This is a genomic window from Spirillospora sp. NPDC052242, assembly GCF_040679555.1.
GTDB lineage: Bacteria > Actinomycetota > Actinomycetes > Streptosporangiales > Streptosporangiaceae > Spirillospora.
The window spans coordinates 239,965-257,038 of sequence record NZ_JBFAUZ010000001.1 but is presented as its reverse complement, the minus strand read 5'-3'; the positions used below and the strand labels follow the sequence as shown (position 1 = coordinate 257,038).

17 protein-coding genes are annotated in these 17,074 nt (G+C 75.1%); 13 read left to right on the top strand and 4 right to left on the bottom strand.

All coding sequences use genetic code 11. From position 1 onward, the window contains the following. Positions 1-80: 80 nt before the first annotated feature. Complete coding sequence (cutA, locus tag AB0L25_RS01355) at positions 81-410, top strand: divalent-cation tolerance protein CutA (RefSeq protein ID WP_500167412.1); 330 nt, start codon at positions 81-83, stop codon at positions 408-410. Here cutA and AB0L25_RS01350 read toward each other — a convergent pair. Next, positions 346-1,686 carry a helix-turn-helix domain-containing protein gene (locus tag AB0L25_RS01350; RefSeq protein ID WP_500167411.1) on the bottom strand — a complete coding sequence of 447 codons (1,341 nt, stop codon included), beginning with the start codon at positions 1,684-1,686 and terminating at the stop codon, positions 346-348. The genes cutA and AB0L25_RS01350 overlap by 65 nt on opposite strands. A gap of 297 nt (positions 1,687-1,983) precedes the next feature. Here AB0L25_RS01350 and AB0L25_RS01345 point away from each other — a divergent pair, with 297 nt between their 5' ends. From AB0L25_RS01345 to AB0L25_RS01320, 6 genes are all read left to right on the top strand, one after another. Further along, positions 1,984-2,193 (top strand): hypothetical protein, encoded by a 210-nt coding sequence (locus tag AB0L25_RS01345; RefSeq protein WP_500167409.1) that lies wholly within the window; start codon positions 1,984-1,986, stop codon positions 2,191-2,193. After that, positions 2,190-2,597, top strand: a complete 408-nt coding sequence (locus AB0L25_RS01340; protein WP_500167407.1) for a hypothetical protein — start codon at positions 2,190-2,192, stop codon at positions 2,595-2,597. Before AB0L25_RS01345 ends, AB0L25_RS01340 begins: the two co-directional genes overlap by 4 nt. Before the next feature lie 60 nt (positions 2,598-2,657). After that, positions 2,658-3,074, top strand: a complete 417-nt coding sequence (locus tag AB0L25_RS01335) for a hypothetical protein (protein WP_500167405.1) — start codon at positions 2,658-2,660, stop codon at positions 3,072-3,074. A 93-nt stretch (positions 3,075-3,167) separates the two neighbouring features. Next, positions 3,168-3,599 (top strand): hypothetical protein, encoded by a 432-nt coding sequence (locus AB0L25_RS01330; protein ID WP_500167403.1) that lies wholly within the window; start codon positions 3,168-3,170, stop codon positions 3,597-3,599. Positions 3,600-3,691: 92 nt separating this feature from the next. Further along, a complete protein-coding gene (locus tag AB0L25_RS01325) occupies positions 3,692-4,624 on the top strand; it encodes a DUF5996 family protein (protein WP_500167401.1) in 933 nt (310 codons plus the stop codon). 10 nt (positions 4,625-4,634) lie between these two features. Then, positions 4,635-5,099, top strand: a complete 465-nt coding sequence (locus AB0L25_RS01320) for a VOC family protein (RefSeq protein ID WP_500167399.1) — start codon at positions 4,635-4,637, stop codon at positions 5,097-5,099. 116 nt (positions 5,100-5,215) lie between these two features. Here the strand turns inward: AB0L25_RS01320 and AB0L25_RS01315 are convergent, their stop codons facing one another. Further along, positions 5,216-8,041 carry a helix-turn-helix transcriptional regulator gene (locus AB0L25_RS01315; protein WP_500167397.1) on the bottom strand — a complete coding sequence of 942 codons (2,826 nt, stop codon included), beginning with the start codon at positions 8,039-8,041 and terminating at the stop codon, positions 5,216-5,218. 203 nt (positions 8,042-8,244) lie between these two features. On the opposite strand from AB0L25_RS01315, the gene AB0L25_RS01310 reads away from it, so the two are divergent. Beyond that, positions 8,245-9,549 carry a PucR family transcriptional regulator gene (locus AB0L25_RS01310; protein ID WP_500167395.1) on the top strand — a complete coding sequence of 435 codons (1,305 nt, stop codon included), beginning with the start codon at positions 8,245-8,247 and terminating at the stop codon, positions 9,547-9,549. A gap of 17 nt (positions 9,550-9,566) precedes the next feature. Here AB0L25_RS01310 and AB0L25_RS01305 read toward each other — a convergent pair whose 3' ends face one another. Both AB0L25_RS01305 and AB0L25_RS01300 read right to left on the bottom strand, forming a co-directional pair. Continuing rightward, positions 9,567-10,406 carry an alpha/beta hydrolase family protein gene (locus AB0L25_RS01305; RefSeq protein WP_500167618.1) on the bottom strand — a complete coding sequence of 280 codons (840 nt, stop codon included), beginning with the start codon at positions 10,404-10,406 and terminating at the stop codon, positions 9,567-9,569. Between the two features lie 368 nt (positions 10,407-10,774). After that, positions 10,775-11,944, bottom strand: a complete 1,170-nt coding sequence (locus tag AB0L25_RS01300) for an FAD-dependent oxidoreductase (RefSeq protein WP_500167392.1) — start codon at positions 11,942-11,944, stop codon at positions 10,775-10,777. 327 nt (positions 11,945-12,271) lie between these two features. On the opposite strand from AB0L25_RS01300, the gene AB0L25_RS01295 reads away from it, so the two are divergent. From AB0L25_RS01295 to AB0L25_RS01275, 5 genes are read left to right on the top strand one after another with little or no spacing between them, the layout of a single operon-like run. After that, a complete protein-coding gene (locus AB0L25_RS01295; protein WP_500167390.1) occupies positions 12,272-14,206 on the top strand; it encodes an ATP-binding protein in 1,935 nt (644 codons plus the stop codon). Beyond that, positions 14,203-14,622 (top strand): roadblock/LC7 domain-containing protein, encoded by a 420-nt coding sequence (locus AB0L25_RS01290; protein WP_500167388.1) that lies wholly within the window; start codon positions 14,203-14,205, stop codon positions 14,620-14,622. The genes AB0L25_RS01295 and AB0L25_RS01290 overlap by 4 nt, the downstream gene beginning before the upstream one ends. Continuing rightward, the gene (locus AB0L25_RS01285; RefSeq protein WP_500167386.1) at positions 14,619-15,056 is read left to right on the top strand and encodes a DUF742 domain-containing protein; all 438 of its coding nucleotides are present in this window, start codon (positions 14,619-14,621) and stop codon (positions 15,054-15,056) included. Before AB0L25_RS01290 ends, AB0L25_RS01285 begins: the two co-directional genes overlap by 4 nt. Continuing rightward, a complete protein-coding gene (locus AB0L25_RS01280) occupies positions 15,037-15,669 on the top strand; it encodes a GTP-binding protein (protein WP_500167384.1) in 633 nt (210 codons plus the stop codon). The genes AB0L25_RS01285 and AB0L25_RS01280 overlap by 20 nt, the downstream gene beginning before the upstream one ends. Then, positions 15,666-16,973 (top strand): cytochrome P450, encoded by a 1,308-nt coding sequence (locus AB0L25_RS01275; RefSeq protein WP_500167382.1) that lies wholly within the window; start codon positions 15,666-15,668, stop codon positions 16,971-16,973. Before AB0L25_RS01280 ends, AB0L25_RS01275 begins: the two co-directional genes overlap by 4 nt. Positions 16,974-17,074 lie beyond the last annotated feature (101 nt).

Here is a 17,074-nt window from a genome sequence, read left to right as displayed (position 1 = left end):
CCCCGCAGAAGGGACCTGCCGAATGTGCCCGGTGGACGGAATCTCGTCCACCGGCACGGCCGCCTGTAGCGTCATGAGGCATGGGTGAGTACGTACAGGTTCAGACCTCGATCCCCTCACGCGAGAAGGGCCTGGAGATCGCCAGGTCACTGATCGACTCGCATCTCGCGGCCTGCGCGCAAGTCGTCGGCCCGATCGCCAGCACCTACCGGTGGAAGGGCGAAGTCCGCGTCGACGAGGAGTATCTGCTCCTGATCAAGACCCCGGCCGCGCGGTACGCCGAGCTGGAGGCGCACGTTCACCAGATGCACGATTACAGCGTCGCCGAGATCATCTCGGTGCCGATCAACGCAGGGCTGGCGTCGTACCTGTCGTGGATGGACGAGGAGACGCAAGCTCCCGGCGCGTAGCCCGGATCCTCTCGCGCACCTGGCGGGCTCGGGGATCACCGGCCAGCGCGACGTCGAGCTCCGACAGCCGGTTGAGGGCGTAGGTCGCCCGACTGGTCTCGACGGCGTCGACCGCCCGCTCGCCGAAGCGGATGCCTTCCTCGGTGTCCCCGATCCCGACCAGGGCGAGCCCGACGCTCGCCAGCATCCGGCCGGTCTTCTTTTGCGCCGGATCCGAAGCGAGAACCACCAGCTCGCCGACTTCGTCATGGACCCCGGATTCGTCGCCGAGCCGGGTCGCGATGGTCAGGCGCATGTGGGCGAAGCGCGGCGATTCCAAACACCGGGTCCACGGCCGTTCGGCGTGCGGCCGGGCGTTGGCCATCAGGTCCGATGCCTGCTCGATCATGTCGCCGGCCGCGCGGTCGCCCAGCGCCGCCGCCTCCTCCGCCTCCCGGCCGAGCAGCCACGCCCGCGTCGCCGGATCGCCGTCACCCGGGAGGTACTGGCGGGCCTCGGCCAGCGAGCGCCGCGCCACGCCGTGCGCCTGGACGGCGCTGCCGGCGAAGCTCTGGTAGATCGCCGAGCACGCCAGGATCGCCGGGTCGTCGCCTTCGCGGGCCGCGAGCCCGGCCACCCGGTACAGGGACGCAGCCCGCGCGGCGTCCCCCAGGTCCCACGCCAGCCAGGCGCCGAGCACGGCGGTCTCTCCCGCGACCCTGGCCAGCCGCGCCCGCAGGCGATCCCGTGGGCCGGCCTCCAGCAGCGAGGTCACCTCCGACAGGTGCGAGAGGAGACTACGGAAGATCTGCTCGGCGGGCAGGACGAACTCCAGCCGGTGGAAGCCGATCGATCGGGCCTCGAGGTGGCTGACGATGTCCTCGCTGAGCCCGGTCGGGCGCGTCAGCGCTCCGGCGATCCGCTCGATCGGGTCCACGACCCCGAGGGCGGGGGCCGCCGCCAGCGTCGCGGCGAGCTGCAGCACTGCGCGTCGGTCCACGTTCTGATCGAGCCTTCCCACCGTCCAGGCCAGGGCGAGCAGGTCGACGCGCGAGCCGTTATCGAAGGAGTCTTCACCGCGGGGGTCCCTGGTCGCGGGCTCGGCTGCGAGGGCGGCCAGCTCGCCGTCGGCGCCGAGAGCCGTGTCGAGCTGATGGGCCAGCGCCCGTGACGGCGGCTTGAGGTCCCGCGAGACCTTCGAGAGCAGGCTCACGTCGTAGTGCACAGCGACCGCCAGCTTGCGCAATGACAGGCCCCGCTCGGCCATGAGCGCCTTCATCTTCTCGCCGAAGGTCATCGCGTGCACCGTTCGCCCGGTGGTCATTGCCCCGTGGACCGTTGACTTCTACGCAGGTCAACAGGTCCACGTCTTCCACGGTAGCCGTCGGCGCGCTGATCTAGAGGCGTAAGCGTGTCACGGACACGAAGGCGGCCCCGGCCCGCTGGGCGAACAGCGGGGGAGTCCGGGGCCTCGGCCGGAAGCGAGGTCCGACCTGTGGAGCATCGTATGGTCCCTCCCAACCCGCTCGCAGCGCTCGGCGCGCACCTTGGCGCCCGGCGGCTCGGGGTCGAGTTGAGTGCGCGCGGACTGCGCGTGAGCAACCCCGAGGTCCCAGGCTGCCGCCCGGAGGCGAGCCCCGCGACCGTCACTCTCACCTGCCGCGAGCGCGCCGACGACGGCGGGCGGATGTGGTTCTTCGGCCCCGGGCACGAGCCGGTCGCCGAGGCCGACCAGATCATGAACGCGGTGACGTGGGTCCTCGGTCGGCTGGTGCGCGGGGACGCGAAGGCGGTGGCGCGGTGACGGCGCCGGTGTCCGCCGAGGTCGGCCCCGACCGTACGGCGGCCGACCTGAAGCGCTGGTTCCCCGGCACCGTGGCGTGGCTCGGTCACGCCACCGGCAGCTGGTGGGCGCTCGCCCGCGACCGCGCCGGGGAGTGCCACCTCGTCGAGGCGGCGACGCCTGCCGAGCTGGTCCGCCGCCTGGACCGCCTGGACGTCCCGCGCGCCGTGCCCTCGGCCACGCCGCCGGGCGACATGGTGCTCAGGCCGAGGTACTCGCGCGCCAGGCTCGATGCCACCCTCCCGGACCTCCCGCCCGTCTTTCCGACACCCGCGCCGCGGGGGCGCGTCTCGGGCGAACGGCGGCACCGTGCGCCGCGCCGGGGCCTGGTCCGGGCCGCGCTCGGCGGCCTCATCGCCCCCTGACCCGTCCCGTTCCGCCGTGGCCGCCGGACGGCGGCCACGGCCGCGCCCCCGTGAGGAGAGATGGAAAGCATCGAGCACGGGCAGTGGGCGGCCGTCGGACGGGACGGCGTTCACCTGCCGTGCGGCGCGCCCGACGGGCGGTACGCGACGGCCGAGGCCGCGTTGATCCGGGCCCGGGACGCGTGGCGGCAGCGGGCCGTCGGCGTCTCCCACGACCTCGGCGAGGACTACTGGATCGAGCCCCGCGCGGCGGCGGGCGTGGACTCGCTGTGGCTGGGCCGCATCCACCTCGGCTACGTCCGCCAGTGCCCCGACGGTACGTGCGAGGCGTTCACCACCGACGACGAGCAGCTCGAACCCGTCCAGTTGGGTGGCCGGAAGGACTTTCCCACCCGCGCTGAGGGCCTGCTGGCCGTGCGGGCCGCGTGGCGCGCCCACCTGCGCCGCATCCTGCGCGTCGCCGAACAGCCCCGCTGAAGACGTCCGGGCCGTCCGGGCTGCGCCGAGCCGTGGCCGAGCGGATCGGTCCCCCGGCCAAGGTCATGGGGCGACGGCACCCGGGCCAACTACATGGTCGACTCGCCCGACGTCCCGCTGATCCCGTGCGAGAAACGCTGGTCGAGTTACGCCCCGGCGGGCCGGGAGCTGACGCGGCTGGCCGGTTCGGCGCTGCTGCACACCGACGTCAACCCGACGAACGTGCGGGTGGGGGTGTCGGCGGTTCTGGTCGACTGGGCCGCCGCGAGCCGTGGGGCGCCGTTCGTCAACCCGTGCGACTTCGTCATCTGCCTCATCGCGTCCGGTCACCCGCCGCGCGAGGCCGAGGCGATCGTCGCCGACCTGCCCGCCTGGCGGGACGCCGACCCGCTCGACATCGACTACTACGCCCGGACCGTGTCCACGGCATGGCTGCACGCCTTCTGGAACCTCACCAACCCGTGGGCGAAGGCGACCGTGCGTGCCGCGCAGCATTGGGCCATGCACCGCTACGAGCAGGCGTGATCGTCTCGAAGCGCCCCTGAGGCCTCGGGTTCGAGTGACCACCGTTCGTCCGGGCATGGTCGTCGGGGACGGTCCGGTTGAGGGGAGACGGGATGGCACGGCAGGGGTGGCCGCGGCTGCGGGTGACGGACTGGCACGAGACCCGCGACACGCTGCACATGTGGACGCAGATCGTGGGGAAGGTGCGGCTGGTGCACGCGCCGCTCGTGAACCACTGGTGGAACGTGACGATGTACGTGAGCCCGCGCGGGCTGACGACGTCCGCGATCCCGTACGGGAGCGGGGCGTTCGACGTCGAGTTCGACTTCGTCGGCCACCGGCTGCGGCTGCGCGCCGACGACGGGACGGACGAGGGGTTCGCGCTCGCGCCGATGACGGTCGCGGAGTTCCACGAGCGGACGATGCGCGCGCTCGACCGGCTCGGCGTCGAGGCGCGCATCCAGGGGCGCCCGAACGAGGTCGATCCGGCGATCCCGTTCGCGGAGGACGACCGGCACGCGTCGTACGACCCGGACGCGGCGCACCTGTTCTGGCGCCAGCTCCTGCAGGCGTCGCGGGTGATGGGCGAGTTCCGTTCGCGGTTCGCGGGGAAGGTCAGCCCGGTCCACTTCTTCTGGGGCGCGATGGACCTCGCGTGCACCCGCTTCTCCGGACGGACGGCGCCCGAGCATCCCGGCGGCGCCCCGAACTGCGGCGACTGGGTGATGGTCGAGGGGTATTCGCGGGAGCTGAGCAGTTGCGGGTTCTGGCCGGGCGGCGGCGAGGAGGGCGCGTTCTACGCGTACGCCTACCCGGAGCCGCACGGGTTCGCGGCCCGTCCCGTGCGGCCGTCCGGCGCCTTCTACAGCACCGAGAACGGCCAGTTCCTGCTCCCGTACGAGGCGGTCGCCGACGACCCCGACCCCGACCGGGCGCTGCTGGACTTCCTCCAGGACACCTACGAGGCCGCCGCCGACCTCGCCGACTGGGACCGGGACGCCCTGGAGGCCGACCCGGCCCGCTGGGCGCACAAGACGAGGGCTTGAGGGGACGATCATGGTGAACCGCGAACGGCTGCCCGCGCCCGTCGAGGGGCTCGTGCTCACGCACTTCCTGACCGTGCGGGACGTCGCCCGCTCACGCGCGTTCTACGCGGACGTCCTCGGCGGCGAGGTCGTCCTGCCGGAGAACCCGGCGATCGTGAAGGTCGCCAACACGTGGATCATCATGAACCCCGGCGGCGGCCCCACCCCCGACAAACCGGACCTCTCGCTGCGCCCGCCGGAGCCCGGCGACCCGATCACGGCGTTCATGAACGTGCGCGTCGCCGACATCGCGGCGTTCTACGACCACGCGACGTCGCTGGGCGCCCGGTTCCTCACCGAGCCGATCGACCGCAAGGCCGAGATCCGCTGCTACATGCGCGATCCGGACGGCCACCTCATCGAGGTCGGCCAGGCCACCGGCATGCTGCGCGGCGTCTACGCCGACCCGCCCGCTTCCGAGCCCGACCCGACCTGACCCCGCCGCCGATCGATTCCGGCGCTTGCCGGTACCGGCTCCAGCCCGTCCCCGCGTGGGCCGGTGCCGCCACCGTCCGTCCGGGTGTTGGGCTGTTGCGGTACCGGGGCGGTGGGTCAGCGGATCAGGCGGGCGAGTTCGACGCGGGAGCGGATGCCGAGGCGGGTGAAGACGTTGCGGAGGTGGTGGTCGATGGTGCGGGGGCTCAGCAGGAGGCGGGCGGCGATCTCCCGGTTGGTGGCGCCCTCGGCGACGAGGCGGGCGATGTGCGCCTGCTGCGGGGTGAGGTCGCCGAAGCCGTTCGCCTGGACGGGACGGGGCGGGCGGGCCGGCGTCCCGGGGACGGACGGGGGTTCGGCGGGCGGCGGGACGGGCAGCGGCGTGACGGTCTCGCCGGCGGCGCGCAGTTCGGCGCGGGCGCGGTCGGTCCAGGGGCGGGCGTCGTAGCGTTCAAAGATCCGCAGGGCGGTGCGGAGGTGCTCGCGGGCGGCGCGGGGGCGGCGGGCGCGGCGGAGGCGGTGCCCGTACAGCAGTTCGGTGCGGCCCTGCTCGAACACGGCCCCGGAGGTCTCGTGCAGGCGGAGGGCCGACTCGAAGTGGTCGGCGGCGTCGGCGGGGGTGTCGGCGAGCAGGGCGCGGCAGCGGTGCGCGAGCGCCCGGTGGACGGGCGACCCGGTGGCCTCCGACCAGCGGCGGAAGGTGTCGAAGGCGGTCGCGGCGCGGGCCCGGTCGCCGCCGCGGGCGAGGGCCTCGACGAGGTGCGGGGCGGACGCGAGGAGCGCGCGGGGGTGCGCGACGCCCGCGCCGCCGGGCAGCCGGAGCCGCGCGACCGCGTCGGACGGCCGGTCGGCGGCGAGGTCGAGGCAGGCGTGCGCCCACGTGCCGAGGGCGGCGGCGCGGACGAGCCCGCGGCGGCCCGCGGACTCGGTGAGCCGGTCGAGGTGCCGTTCCGCGGTGCCGGTGTCGCCGTCGAACGACGCGGCGAGCGCGAGGGTCGCGAGCTGTTCGGCGGCGTGCCCGTGCAGCCGGGTGGCCTGCGCGAGGCGGAGCCCGTCGTGGCCCGCGGCGACGGGGGCGGGCGGGCGGCCGAGGAGGACCTCGCAGCGGGCGGCGACGGCGAGGGCGTGCGACTCCAGCGGGACGGTCCCGGCACGGCGGGCGGCCGCGACGGCGGCGGCCGCGAGCGCGGGCGCGAGGCCCGCGTCGCCGAGCGCGAGCGCGGACCGCGCGGCCCACGCCAGCGCGGCCGGGTCGGTGACGGACGAGCCGAGCCGGGTGGCGCTCGCGAGGCGTTCGGCGGCGTCGGCGTACCGGCCGGCGTGGAGGGCGGCCGTGCCGGTGAGGTGGTCGAGCATGAGCCGGGTGCGGGCGTCGCACCACGGGGCGTCCGGGACGGGGAGGGACGCGGCCCGTTCGGCGATCTCGGCGTGGGCGCGGACGTCGCCGGCGGCGTCGGCGGCCTCGGCGGCCCACACGAGGGTCTCGAGGGCGAGGGACTCGTCGGCGTCGGCGAACCGTTCGGCGGCGTCCCGCAGCAGGGGGACGGCGGCGGCCGGGTCCCCGGCGGCGGCGGCGATCTCGCCGCGCAGCCGGTCCGCGCGGGCCAGCCGGGTCCCCTCGCAGCGGAACGCGGCGAGCCGCCGCAGCATCGCGCGGGCGCGGCGGGGGCGGCCGCTGGCCCACGCGTCGGCGGCGGCGGACAGCAGCCGGTCGGCGGCGAGGGTCCGGTCGGTGGTGAGGGCCGACGCGCGCTGCCACATCCGCCACGAGTCGGCGTACCGGCCGGAGCCCTGGGACGCGACGGCGGCGCGGGCGAGCTCGGCGGCGGCGACGTCGTCGGTGCCGCCGGTCATCGCCGCCCGGTGCCAGATCCGCCCCGTGTACTGCCAGTCGTGGACGAGCACCTCGGCGAGCAGCGCGTGCGCGGCGGTGCGTTCGGCGCGGGTCGCGTCCGCCCACAGCGACGACCGGACGAGCCGGTCCCGGACGGTGACCGCGTCCGTCTCGTACCGCAGCAGCCCCGACTCGCGGGCCGCCTCGACGTCGGACGCGCCGATCCCGGCGGCGCTCGCCGCCCGGTCGAGGGTGCCCGCGCCGACCCACTCGTCCGCGACGACGAGCAGCACGAGGCGCCGCGCCCCCGGCGGGAGCCGCAGGTAGCGGCTCCGGTGCAGGGCCCGCAGCGGGCTGCCGGGCGGCAGCGCCCGGGGCGGCGCGGCGGCGCCCGACAGCTGGCCGGGGGTGAGCGCGGCGGCGAGGTCGCGGATCGCGCGGGGGCACCCGTCGGCGAGGTCGACGATCGCGTCGGCGAGGGGCCCGCCGACCGCGTCGCCGATCGCGTCCCGCAGCACCCGCAGGCTCGCGTCCTCGTCGAGCGGGCCGAGCCGGAGGCGGGGGATCCCGGCGAGCCGGTCGGCGACGCGGCGGTCGTCGCGGGCGGCGAGCAGCACCGCGACCGGCAGGTCCTGCACGCGGCGCGCCGCGAACGCCAGCGCGTCCAGCGACACCTCGTCGAGCCACTGCACGTCGTCGACCCGGCAGAGGAGGGGGCCGTCCCGGGACGCGAGCGCGAGCAGCTCGCACAGCGCGGCGTAGAGCGCGAACGGCTCGGCGCGGCCCGGCCCGCCCCGCACGACGGCGAGGGCCGCGCGGTGCTCGTCCGGGAGCCGCTCCAGGTCGTCCGCCAGCGGGCGCAGCAGCCGGTGCAGCCCCGCGTACGGGACGGCCGACTCGCGTTCGACGCCGGACGCGCCGATCGTCCGGACGTCCGGTCCGGCGCGGCGCGCGGCCTCGTCCAGCAGCGCGGTCCGGCCTAGGCCGGCGTCCGCGACGACCGCGAGGGCGCCGCCGCGCCCGTCGCGGGCGCGGCCGAGCAGGTCCCCGATGGCGTCCAGCTCGGGTACGCGTCCGTGCAACGGTTCTCGTCCCTGTGACACTGTCATGCCGGTTCTCCCTCTGGGCGGGGGCCCATAGGTCAGCACGGAGTGACCGGACGGGTCCAGAGCGGCGTTCTGTTACAGGGCGCGGGCGCAATCCGGCGAGCTTCGCATTGTGCAATGGCACAGTCCGCGCGCACGATTGTGGTTTCGCGTGCGTCACGGGTGGGACCATGATGCCCCCCGTTCGGTCCTGGAGGTGACTCCCCATGACGGCGGACGCCGACGGAGCCATCCTGCGCAAGGCCGTTCTCCGCCTGGAGGACCGGCTGCCCGAGCTCGCCGACCGGCTCGCCGCCGAGATCCTGTCCGGCGAGGACGGCCGCGACCGCCCCGAGGCGGTCATCGGCGACATGTGGGAGGTGTGCCACACCGGGCTGGGGCACGGCTTCGAGGCGATCCTGCAGCCCGGCGGCGGCCGCGCCGACCTGGAGTGGGCGCGGCGGCTCGGCGAGCGCCGCGCCCAGCAGGGCGAACCGCTGGAGCACGTGCTGCGCGGCTACCGGCTCGCCGGGCGCGTGTTCTGGGAGGCGGTCGTGGAGGCCGTGGGCCGGCACGATCCCGAGCACATCCCGGCGCTCGTCCGGCAGGCCACCCGCACCTGGGACACCATCGACCAGCAGTCGGACGCCGCCGCGGACGCCTACCACCGCACCGAGTTCGCGCTCGCCCGCCGCAGCGAGGAGCGCGTCCACGCCATCGTGGACGCGCTGCTCGACGGGCAGGGCGCCGACGGCGGGCTGCTCGGCACCGCCACGACCGTCCTCGGCCTGCCGGTGAACGGCCGGTACGCCGTCGCGATGCTGCGCGCGGACGGCGGGTTCACCGGCGACGTGGACCTGCGGCCCCGCGACGTCGGCGGCATGCGGTTCCTGTGGCGGATGCGCGCGAACGCGCAGGTGGCGCTGGTCGCGCTCGGCGCCGCCGACCTCGACGACCTGGTCGGCGCGCTCGAACCCTGCACGCGCGGGCACGCCGGCGTCAGCCCCGTCGCGGAGAGCCTCGCCGACCTCGGTACCGCCCGCTGGCTCGCCGAGCTGGCGCTGCGCACCTGCCACGGGCCCGGGCCGCAGATCGCGCGGCTGGACCGGCGGCTCCCGGACGCGCTGGTGCTGTCGCAGCCGCGCCTCGCGGGGCGGCTCGGGGAGGTCGCGCTCGGCGGGCTCGCGAACGTCGACCCCGCGTACCGGGAGGTGCTGCTGAGCACCCTCGACACCTGGCTCGACTGCGGCGGCTCCGCGGCCCGCGCCGCCGAGCGGCTGTTCTGCCACCGCAACACCGTCCTCAACCGGCTCCGCAAGATCGAGCAGCTCACGCGGCGGCGGCTCGCCCGCCCCGGCGACCTCGTGGAGCTCGTGCTCGCGCTCAGCGCCGTCCGCCTGCACGGCAGCGGGACGGACGCCGCGCAGGGCGCGGGCCCGTCCGCCCCGACCGTCCCGTCCGTCCTGTCCGCCCCGCCCGGCACGCACAGGGCGGGGCCGCCCGCGCGGGGAGGCGGGCGGCCCCTGAGGTAGGTCGGGGAGCGGACGGGTCACATGGGGCAGGTGCTGCGGTACTCGGAGATGTCCGAGAGCCAGCCCGTGTCGGGGCCGGGGCAGATGAACTGCGTGTAGCGGGTGTCGTTGTCGACGTAGCGCTTGAGCCACGCGATGCTGTACTTCGCGATGTCGGTGTTCGCGGTGTTCGGCGCGAAGTGCGAGGCGCCCGCGAGCTCCACGTACGCCTTCTCCGGCGGGAGGCTCTCGTAGAACGGCTCGGAGTGCGAGGTCACCGACGCGACCGAGTCGTTCTCGGCACCGACGACGAGGGTCGGCACCCGGCTGGAGGACCAGTTCTTGCGCAGGTTCCAGCCGGTCAGCGGGATGGCGGCCTTCAGCGACGGGCGGTCCACCGACGCCTCCAGCGTGCCGCCGCCGCCCATCGAGTGGCCCATCACGGCGAGCCGGTTCGGGTCGATCAGGTCGGAGACGTCGCTGTCCTCGACCATGTAGTCGAGGGCGGCCAGCAGCTGGTCGCCGCGGCTCGCGGGCTGGTCGAGGCGGGAGTTGGTGTCGATCGTCATGACGACGAAGCCGCGGGAGGCGAGCCGCGGCCCGTACCACGACATGCTGCTCTGGTCGGCGGTGAAGCCGGGCGCGATCGCGACCGCGCCGAACGTCTCGTCGGTGTCCTCGGGGTAGTAGATCGTGCCGCCGCCGAAGCCGCTGACGAAGAGGCCGGAGACGCTGTCCTCGCCGACGTCGTAGGAGCCGAGGGGGGCCTCGATGCTCTGCTCGGTGGGGTCGGGCCCGCGCTCGTAGGGGTTCTCCTGCGCGAGCGCGGTCTGGGGAACGGCGCAGAGGCCGGCGGCGAGTGCGGCGCCCGCCAGCATCTGCACCGCACGTCTGGTTGCCTTCACGTCGATTCGCTCCTGTTCCGGGGGGGAGGAGCCCGAATGGCTCCCGGACGACGATCATTGTCCGCACGTGGACGCCGCCTCCACATCGGCGAAATCACCCGTCGTGCGCCCCGTTCGCCCCCGTTCGCCCCCGTGCGCCGTCCCGCCGTCCGGGAGACGGACGGACGGCCGTGGCGGGCGCCCGTGCCCGTGCGGCACGGCGGCGGCCTCACCGGGCGCGCGCCGTCCGGTGAGGCCGTCTCTCGTTCATCGACGATTCTCCGTTAATGGGAGAGGCGGTCGATGGGCGCTTTCGTGATCGCGCGAAGCGAATTGATCCGTCGATATACGGAGCATTTCGTTCAGTGTTCGATTCGGCGGGACGGAATGGCGGCGCGGAGGGCGCCCTCGGCGGCGCGCAGGGCGCTGTTCATCGAGATCTCGCCGCGCATGCCGGGCGCGGCGACCATGTCGCCCGCGAGGAAGACGCCGTCGCCGCGGTCGATCGCGGGACGGTCCCGCCACGTGCGGCCCGGCAGGTCGAGGGCGCCCGTGCGGCCCCGGGCCGTCGCGGTCCGCGACCACGTCGTCCGGTCCCGGCGGCCGGGGACGGCGGCGTCGGCGAGGGCGTCGAGGCGGCGCAGCGCGTCGGCGCGGCGCTCGTCCGCGCGGACCGGCACGCCGAGCTGGAACAGCGTCTCGCCCGCCGGGGCGGTGCTCGGGTCCTGCATGGAGTACGACTCGTGGAAGCCGCCCTCGTCCAGGTCGAACACGATGAACGCGTCGCGGCGGTCGTCGCGGACCGCGAGGTCGAGCATCGCGTAGTGGCCGCTCTCCCAGGTCAGCGACGGGTCGCCGAGCAGGGCGCGGGCGGACGCCAGCTCGGTCGCGACGATCGTGGGGGTGCCCGGCAGTTCGGTGACGCGGGAGCCGAGCTCGACGCGGACGCCCAGCTCGCGGGCGTGCGCGGCGAGCCGGTCCACGACCGCCTGCCAGCCGCCGATCGGCCAGCGGACGGCCGGCCGCTTCGGCGCGAACACGCGGCCGATCAGCTCCCAGACGAACGCGGCCGACAGCCGCCCGGTGTCGCCGTCGTAGGTGACGACGGAGATCGCGCTCGCGGCCCGCTCGGCGGTGCGCTCGCCGAACCGCTCGGACGCCCACGAGCGGAAGTCGCGGTCCACGGGCGCCCGCAGGAAGGGCGTCCGCGCCGCCATCCGCAGGAACCCGGCGGGCGGGACGCGCCGCAGCCGTCCGTCCGCGCGGAAGAAGGTGTGGGTCATCATGCGCGGGCTGTACCGGCCGAGGGGGCCGGCGAGCCCGCGGTCGGTGAGCCACGTCCAGTGCGGGCCGTCGGCGTAGAAGACGTGCGCGCCCTCGTGCGCGACGTAGGGCGCGGCCGTCGCGCGGCCCCGGCCGCCCAGGGTGCGGTGCGCCTCGTGCAGGACGACGGACGCGCCGCCCTCCGCGCACGCGACGGCCGCGACGAGCCCGGCCAGCCCGCCGCCGATCACGGTGATCTCGTTGTTCATCAGGACCTCCGCCGTGCGGTCGCCCGGGTTTTCCCGGACGTCGCCCGAACGACGGGACGGGCGGCGCGCCCGTGACATCGCCCGGCTGTGAGCCCGGTCACGCGGTCCCGACAGGCGCGTCGGGACGAGTAAGGGGCGTTGTCGTATATGTCGGACAAATGCCGTCAAATGCAATTCTTTTGCGGGGTTCTTCGTGGAATTTTCCCGACCAACCCTCCATGCGCAGCATTCTCCTGCATCATGGTGGCCACCTCGCACCGAGGGCCGCGCACGGCGGGTCCTCGCCCGGTCCGGTCCCATCAGCCGCCTCGAAAAAGGACATGATGGATGACATTTCACGCAGACCGTTCCCGCATTGAGCGCGCCGCACTCGAACGCGCGCTCCAGGTCTGGCTCGCCGCGGTCCTCGTCGCCGGCGCGGGCTGGCTCGCGGCCGTCCTGGCCGTCGCGCCGGACGACCGCGCGCTGGTCGCCGCGGGCGGCGGCGCGCTCGCCCTGGCGCTGTGCGTCGCCGTCGCGGCCGCCGCCCACTTCGCCGGCCTCGCCCGCCGCCTCGACGCCCACCTGGCCGTCGCCGAGGGCGAGGACGAGCGGCTGGAGCGGCGGCTCCGCGAGCTGGTCGACGGGCCGCTGCCGCTGCTCGTCGCCGGACTCCGCGACGGCACCGCGCCCGAAGCCGTCCTCGCCGACCTGCCCGAGACCCCCGATCCCGTCCTCGCCCGGCTGCTGCGCGTCGTCGTCGAGGGCGTCGCGGCGGCCCGCGCCGACGCCGACCGCGCCCGCGCCGAGACCGCCGCGCTCGAGGCCGACGCCGCCTGGCTGACCGGCACGGTCCTCCCGGAGTTCCGCACCCGGATGCCCGAACGGGTCGACTTCGTCCACGAGATCCTCGCCGAACTCGACCGGCCCGCCACCGACGCGTTCGCGCGGCTCGCGCACGAGGTCGGCCTCGCGATCGCCCACCAGCGGCGCTGGCAGTGGGGCATCACCGCGAACTGCGCGCTCACCGCGGCCCGCATGCAGGCCGCCGTCCGGCGCGTCCTCAAGCAGCTGTACGAGATGGAGTTCCGCTACGACGAGACCGAGGTGTTCTGGGAGATCATGGACCTGGACCACCAGGTCTCCCAGATGGGACGCCTCGCCGACAGCATCGCGACGATGTGCGACGGCCGGTCGGGGCGGCGCTGGCACAAGCCGATCCCGATGGAGCGGATCGTCCGCGCCGCCATGGGCCGCTGCGACGACTTCCGCCGCGTCCGCTACATCACCGACCACGACCGCGCCGTTCACGGCCCGCACGCCGAAGGCGTCATCCAGGCGCTCGCCGAGCTCATCGACAACGCGCTGATGTTCTCCCTGGACGACACCCCCGTGCACGTCTACGTCGAGAAGGAGATCACCGGCGTCGTCATCACGGTCGAGGACGCGGGCATGGGGATGCGGCACCGGGAGCTGGCCCACGCCGAGTACCTCGTGAGCCGCCCGGACGACCGGACCGCCTGGACGGGCGAGTCCGTCGGGCTCGCGGTCGTCGGGATGCTCGCGAAGAAGCACAACCTGAAGGTGAGCTTCCGGCCGTCGTCGCGCGGCGGCGTCGCCGCGGTGCTGCTCGTCCCCGCCGAGATCGTCACCCGGCCGGTGGAGCGCTGGCCGTGGTCGGACGAGGGCAAGCCGGGCACCGAGGACGACGAGGTGCCGAGCGACCGGCGCACCGCCGGGCTCGCGGGCATGCCGCCGATCCCGGACGGGCGGACGGTCATGGCGCGGGAGCGCGAAAAGCAGCAGGCGCGCGAGCGCGAGAAGCAGAATGCGCGGGAGCAGCAGCAGGCGTGGGAGCGGGAGAAGGCTCGCGAGCGGGAGAAGGCTCAGGTGCGGGAGTGCGAGCTGGCGCGGGAGCGGGAGCTCGCGCGCGGCGGCGCCGTCGCGACCGTCCCGGCACCGGCGCCGGCACCGGCGCCCGCCGAACCGTCGGGCGAGCCGTCCGCCGGGGAGGCCGAGTCCCGCGAGGACGCGCCGCACGAGGTCGTCGTCTGGGGCGACACGGAACTGCCGAAGCGCCGCCGGGGCGCCACCATCACCCCGGAGGAGTGGGCGCTGATGGGCCTGCGGCCGCCGGAGCTCGAGAAGGAGGACGAGGGGGAGGCGTTCGCCGCCTTCATGGGTCCGTCCGGCGGCGGCACCGTGCTCCACGACGGTGTGCCCGGCGACGGCGTGCCCGATGACATCGAGATGTCCGATGAGCCCGATGGAGGGGAAAGGTGACACCCGAAACGCGCGGCCTCGTCTGGCTCCTGGACGCACTGAAGGACAAGGTCCGCGGGATCCGGCACGTCCTCGTCCTGTCCAGGGACGGCCTGCGGATCAGCCACACGCACGACCTCGACGACGATCGGGCCGACCAGCTCGCGGCGCTCGCGTCGGGGGTGCAGAGCCTGTCGCTGAGCGCGTCCGCCGAGTTCGGCGACGGCGGCGGCGTCGCGGCGGGCCGGTCGATGGTCGAGTTCCACGGCGGCGTGCTACTGATCATCCCGGCCGGGCAGGGCGCCCATCTGGCCGTGGTGACCGAGCCGAACACCGACGTGGGGCTCGCCGGGCGGCGGATGGAGGAGCTGGCCCGGCAGATCCGCGGCGAGCTGTACGCCGCGCCGCGCCGGCCCGAGCACGACGCGCGCGCATGAGCGCGCAGCCGGACGCCGACGAGCCCGACCGGCTCTTCGCGGTCACCCGCGGCCGCGACCGGACCGGCGACGACCCGCCCGACCGGCGGGGGCCGCCCGGTCCCGGCGGCCCGCGGCGGCCCCGTCCGTCCGGCCGCGCCGCCGAACCGGACGTCCTCGACGTCGTCGCGCTGATCGTCGCGGAGGACGACCCGGGCGGCGGCCTGTCGGCCGAGCAGGTCGCGGTGCTGCGGATGTGCCGCGACCACCCGGTCGCGCTGGTCGAGCTCGCCGCCCGCCTCGAGATGCCCGTGCACGTCGCGCGGATCCTGCTGCGCGACATGCGCGACACCGGACGGATCACCGTCCGGCACCCGTCCACGGCCGTCGCCCCCTCGCGCACGGCCGACCTCGAAACGCTGAAGCAGGTCCTCGTTGGACTCGAACACCTTTGATCCCCCCACCGCCGCCCCGCCCGTCGAGGCGCCGCTGCGGCGCACCGCCCGGGACGCCCTGAAGATCGTGATCGTGGGCGGTTTCGGCGCCGGCAAGACCACCATGGTCGGCTCGGTCAGCGAGATCCGGCCGCTGAGCACCGAGGAGGTCATGACGGAGGCCGGGGAGGGCGTCGACGACCTCACCGGCGTCCACGCCAAGCGCGCCACCACGGTCGCGTTCGACTTCGGCCGCATCTCGCTGGACGAGAGCCGCGTGCTGTACCTGTTCGGCATGCCCGGCCAGGAGCGGTTCCGGTTCCTGTGGGAGCGGCTGTTCACCGGCAGCCTCGGCGCGGTCGCGCTCGTCGACACGCGCCGGCTCGCCGACTCGTTCCACTGCATCGACCGGCTGGAGGCGCAGGCCATGCCGTTCGTCGTGGCGGTCAACCGGTTCCCCGGCGCCCGGCCGCCGCTGGACCGCGTCCGCGCCGCGCTCTGCCTGGACGAGCGCGTCCCGCTCGTCGAGTGCGACGCCCGCGCCCGCGAGTCGTCCAAGGGCGTGCTGATCGCGCTCGTCCGGTACCTGACCCGCCTCCGCGAGAACCCCGTCGTCCGGGAGGACGCGCCATGATCGAAACGTCCGAGTCGCCCGCGCCCGTGCCGGGCCCGCCCGAGGGCGCCGACCTGCTCGCCCGCAAGGCGGTCGTGCGGGTGACCGGCGCCGACGCCGCCGCCGACCCGGCGGAGTTCTACCGGTGGCTGCACCGCGAGCATGGGCCCGTCGTCCCGGTGCTGCTGGACGGCGACGTCCCCGCCTGGTTCGTGATCGGCTACCGGGAGCTGCACCAGGTCACCGCGAACGACGGCCGGTTCGCCCGCGACTGCCGCCGCTGGAACGCGTGGCACCTCGTCCCGGACGACTGGCCGCTGATGCCGTACGTCGGCTGGACCCCGTCGGTGATGTTCGCCGAGGGCGACGCGCACCGCCGCCGGGCCGGGGCCATCGGCGACGCGCTCGACGCCGTCGACCCGCCCGTCCTCGCCGGGCTGGTCGCCCGCGAATGCGACGGGCTCGTCAGCGAGTTCGCCGGGGACGGGACGGCCGACCTCGTCGAGCAGTACTCGCACCGCGTCCCGCTGCACGTCATCGCCCGGCTGTTCGGGCTGCCCGGCGACGAGATCCCCGACCTGGTGCGGGACGTCGCCGAGTCGCTCGACGCGGACGAGCGCGCCGCCCGCGCGCACGAGCGCATCCACGCGCGGATGCGGGGGCTCGTCGGCCTCCGCGAGCACCGCCGCGCGCAGGACGTCCCGTCCGTGCTGCTGTCGCACGCGGCTGGGCTCACCCCGGACGAGATCACCATCGACCTGCTGGTGGTGATGGCCGCCGCGCAGCAGCCCACCGGGAACTGGATCGCGAACGCGCTGCGGCTGATCCTGGAGGACGACCGGCTCAGCTCGTCCGTGCAGGGCGGGCGGCTCAGCATCGACCAGGCGCTCCAGCGGGTCCTGTGGGACGACACGCCGACGCAGAACTTCATCGGCCGCTGGGCCGTGCAGGGCTGCGACCTCGGCGGGCAGCGGATCAGCGCGGGCGACCTGATGGTGCTGGGGCTCGCCGCCGCGAACCGGGACCCGCGGGCGCGGTCGGCGGGCGGCCGGCGGGAACCGGCCACCCGCGCCTACATGTCGTTCGGGCACGGCGAGCACGGCTGCCCGTACCCGTGCCCGAGGCTCGCGCTGATGATCGCCCGGACCGCGATCGAGGTGCTCCTCGACCGGCTGCCCGGCGTCGCCCTGGCCGTCCCGGTGGACGAGCTGCGGTGGCGGCCCTCGTTCTGGATGCGGGGGCTTCAGGAGCTGCCCGTCGTCTTCGACCCGGCCGGGGTCACGCCGGTCGGTCCCGCGCCGCCCGGCAGGAGCGGTGCCGCCTGACCGTCGACCTCCGCTCCGTTCCGGTCGCCGGTCAGGCGGCTCATTGTGGGGGGCGACCCCCCACGCCCCCCGGTAAGAGCGGGGCCGCCTGACCGTCGACC

Bases quoted from the DNA above. Each gene is read 5' to 3' on its own strand.
- cutA (WP_500167412.1), top strand. From the start codon at position 81: ATGGGTGAGTACGTACAGGTTCAGACCTCGATCCCCTCACGCGAGAAG.
- AB0L25_RS01350 (WP_500167411.1), bottom strand. From the start codon at position 1,686: ATGACCTTCGGCGAGAAGATGAAGGCGCTCATGGCCGAGCGGGGCCTG.
- AB0L25_RS01335 (WP_500167405.1), top strand. From the start codon at position 2,658: ATGGAAAGCATCGAGCACGGGCAGTGGGCGGCCGTCGGACGGGACGGC.
- AB0L25_RS01330 (WP_500167403.1), top strand. From the start codon at position 3,168: ATGGTCGACTCGCCCGACGTCCCGCTGATCCCGTGCGAGAAACGCTGG.
- AB0L25_RS01325 (WP_500167401.1), top strand. From the start codon at position 3,692: ATGGCACGGCAGGGGTGGCCGCGGCTGCGGGTGACGGACTGGCACGAG.
- AB0L25_RS01320 (WP_500167399.1), top strand. From the start codon at position 4,635: ATGGTGAACCGCGAACGGCTGCCCGCGCCCGTCGAGGGGCTCGTGCTC.
- AB0L25_RS01315 (WP_500167397.1), bottom strand. From the start codon at position 8,041: ATGACAGTGTCACAGGGACGAGAACCGTTGCACGGACGCGTACCCGAG.
- AB0L25_RS01310 (WP_500167395.1), top strand. From the start codon at position 8,245: ATGACGGCGGACGCCGACGGAGCCATCCTGCGCAAGGCCGTTCTCCGC.
- AB0L25_RS01305 (WP_500167618.1), bottom strand. From the start codon at position 10,406: ATGCTGGCGGGCGCCGCACTCGCCGCCGGCCTCTGCGCCGTTCCCCAG.
- AB0L25_RS01300 (WP_500167392.1), bottom strand. From the start codon at position 11,944: ATGAACAACGAGATCACCGTGATCGGCGGCGGGCTGGCCGGGCTCGTC.
- AB0L25_RS01295 (WP_500167390.1), top strand. From the start codon at position 12,272: ATGACATTTCACGCAGACCGTTCCCGCATTGAGCGCGCCGCACTCGAA.
- AB0L25_RS01285 (WP_500167386.1), top strand. From the start codon at position 14,619: ATGAGCGCGCAGCCGGACGCCGACGAGCCCGACCGGCTCTTCGCGGTC.
- AB0L25_RS01275 (WP_500167382.1), top strand. From the start codon at position 15,666: ATGATCGAAACGTCCGAGTCGCCCGCGCCCGTGCCGGGCCCGCCCGAG.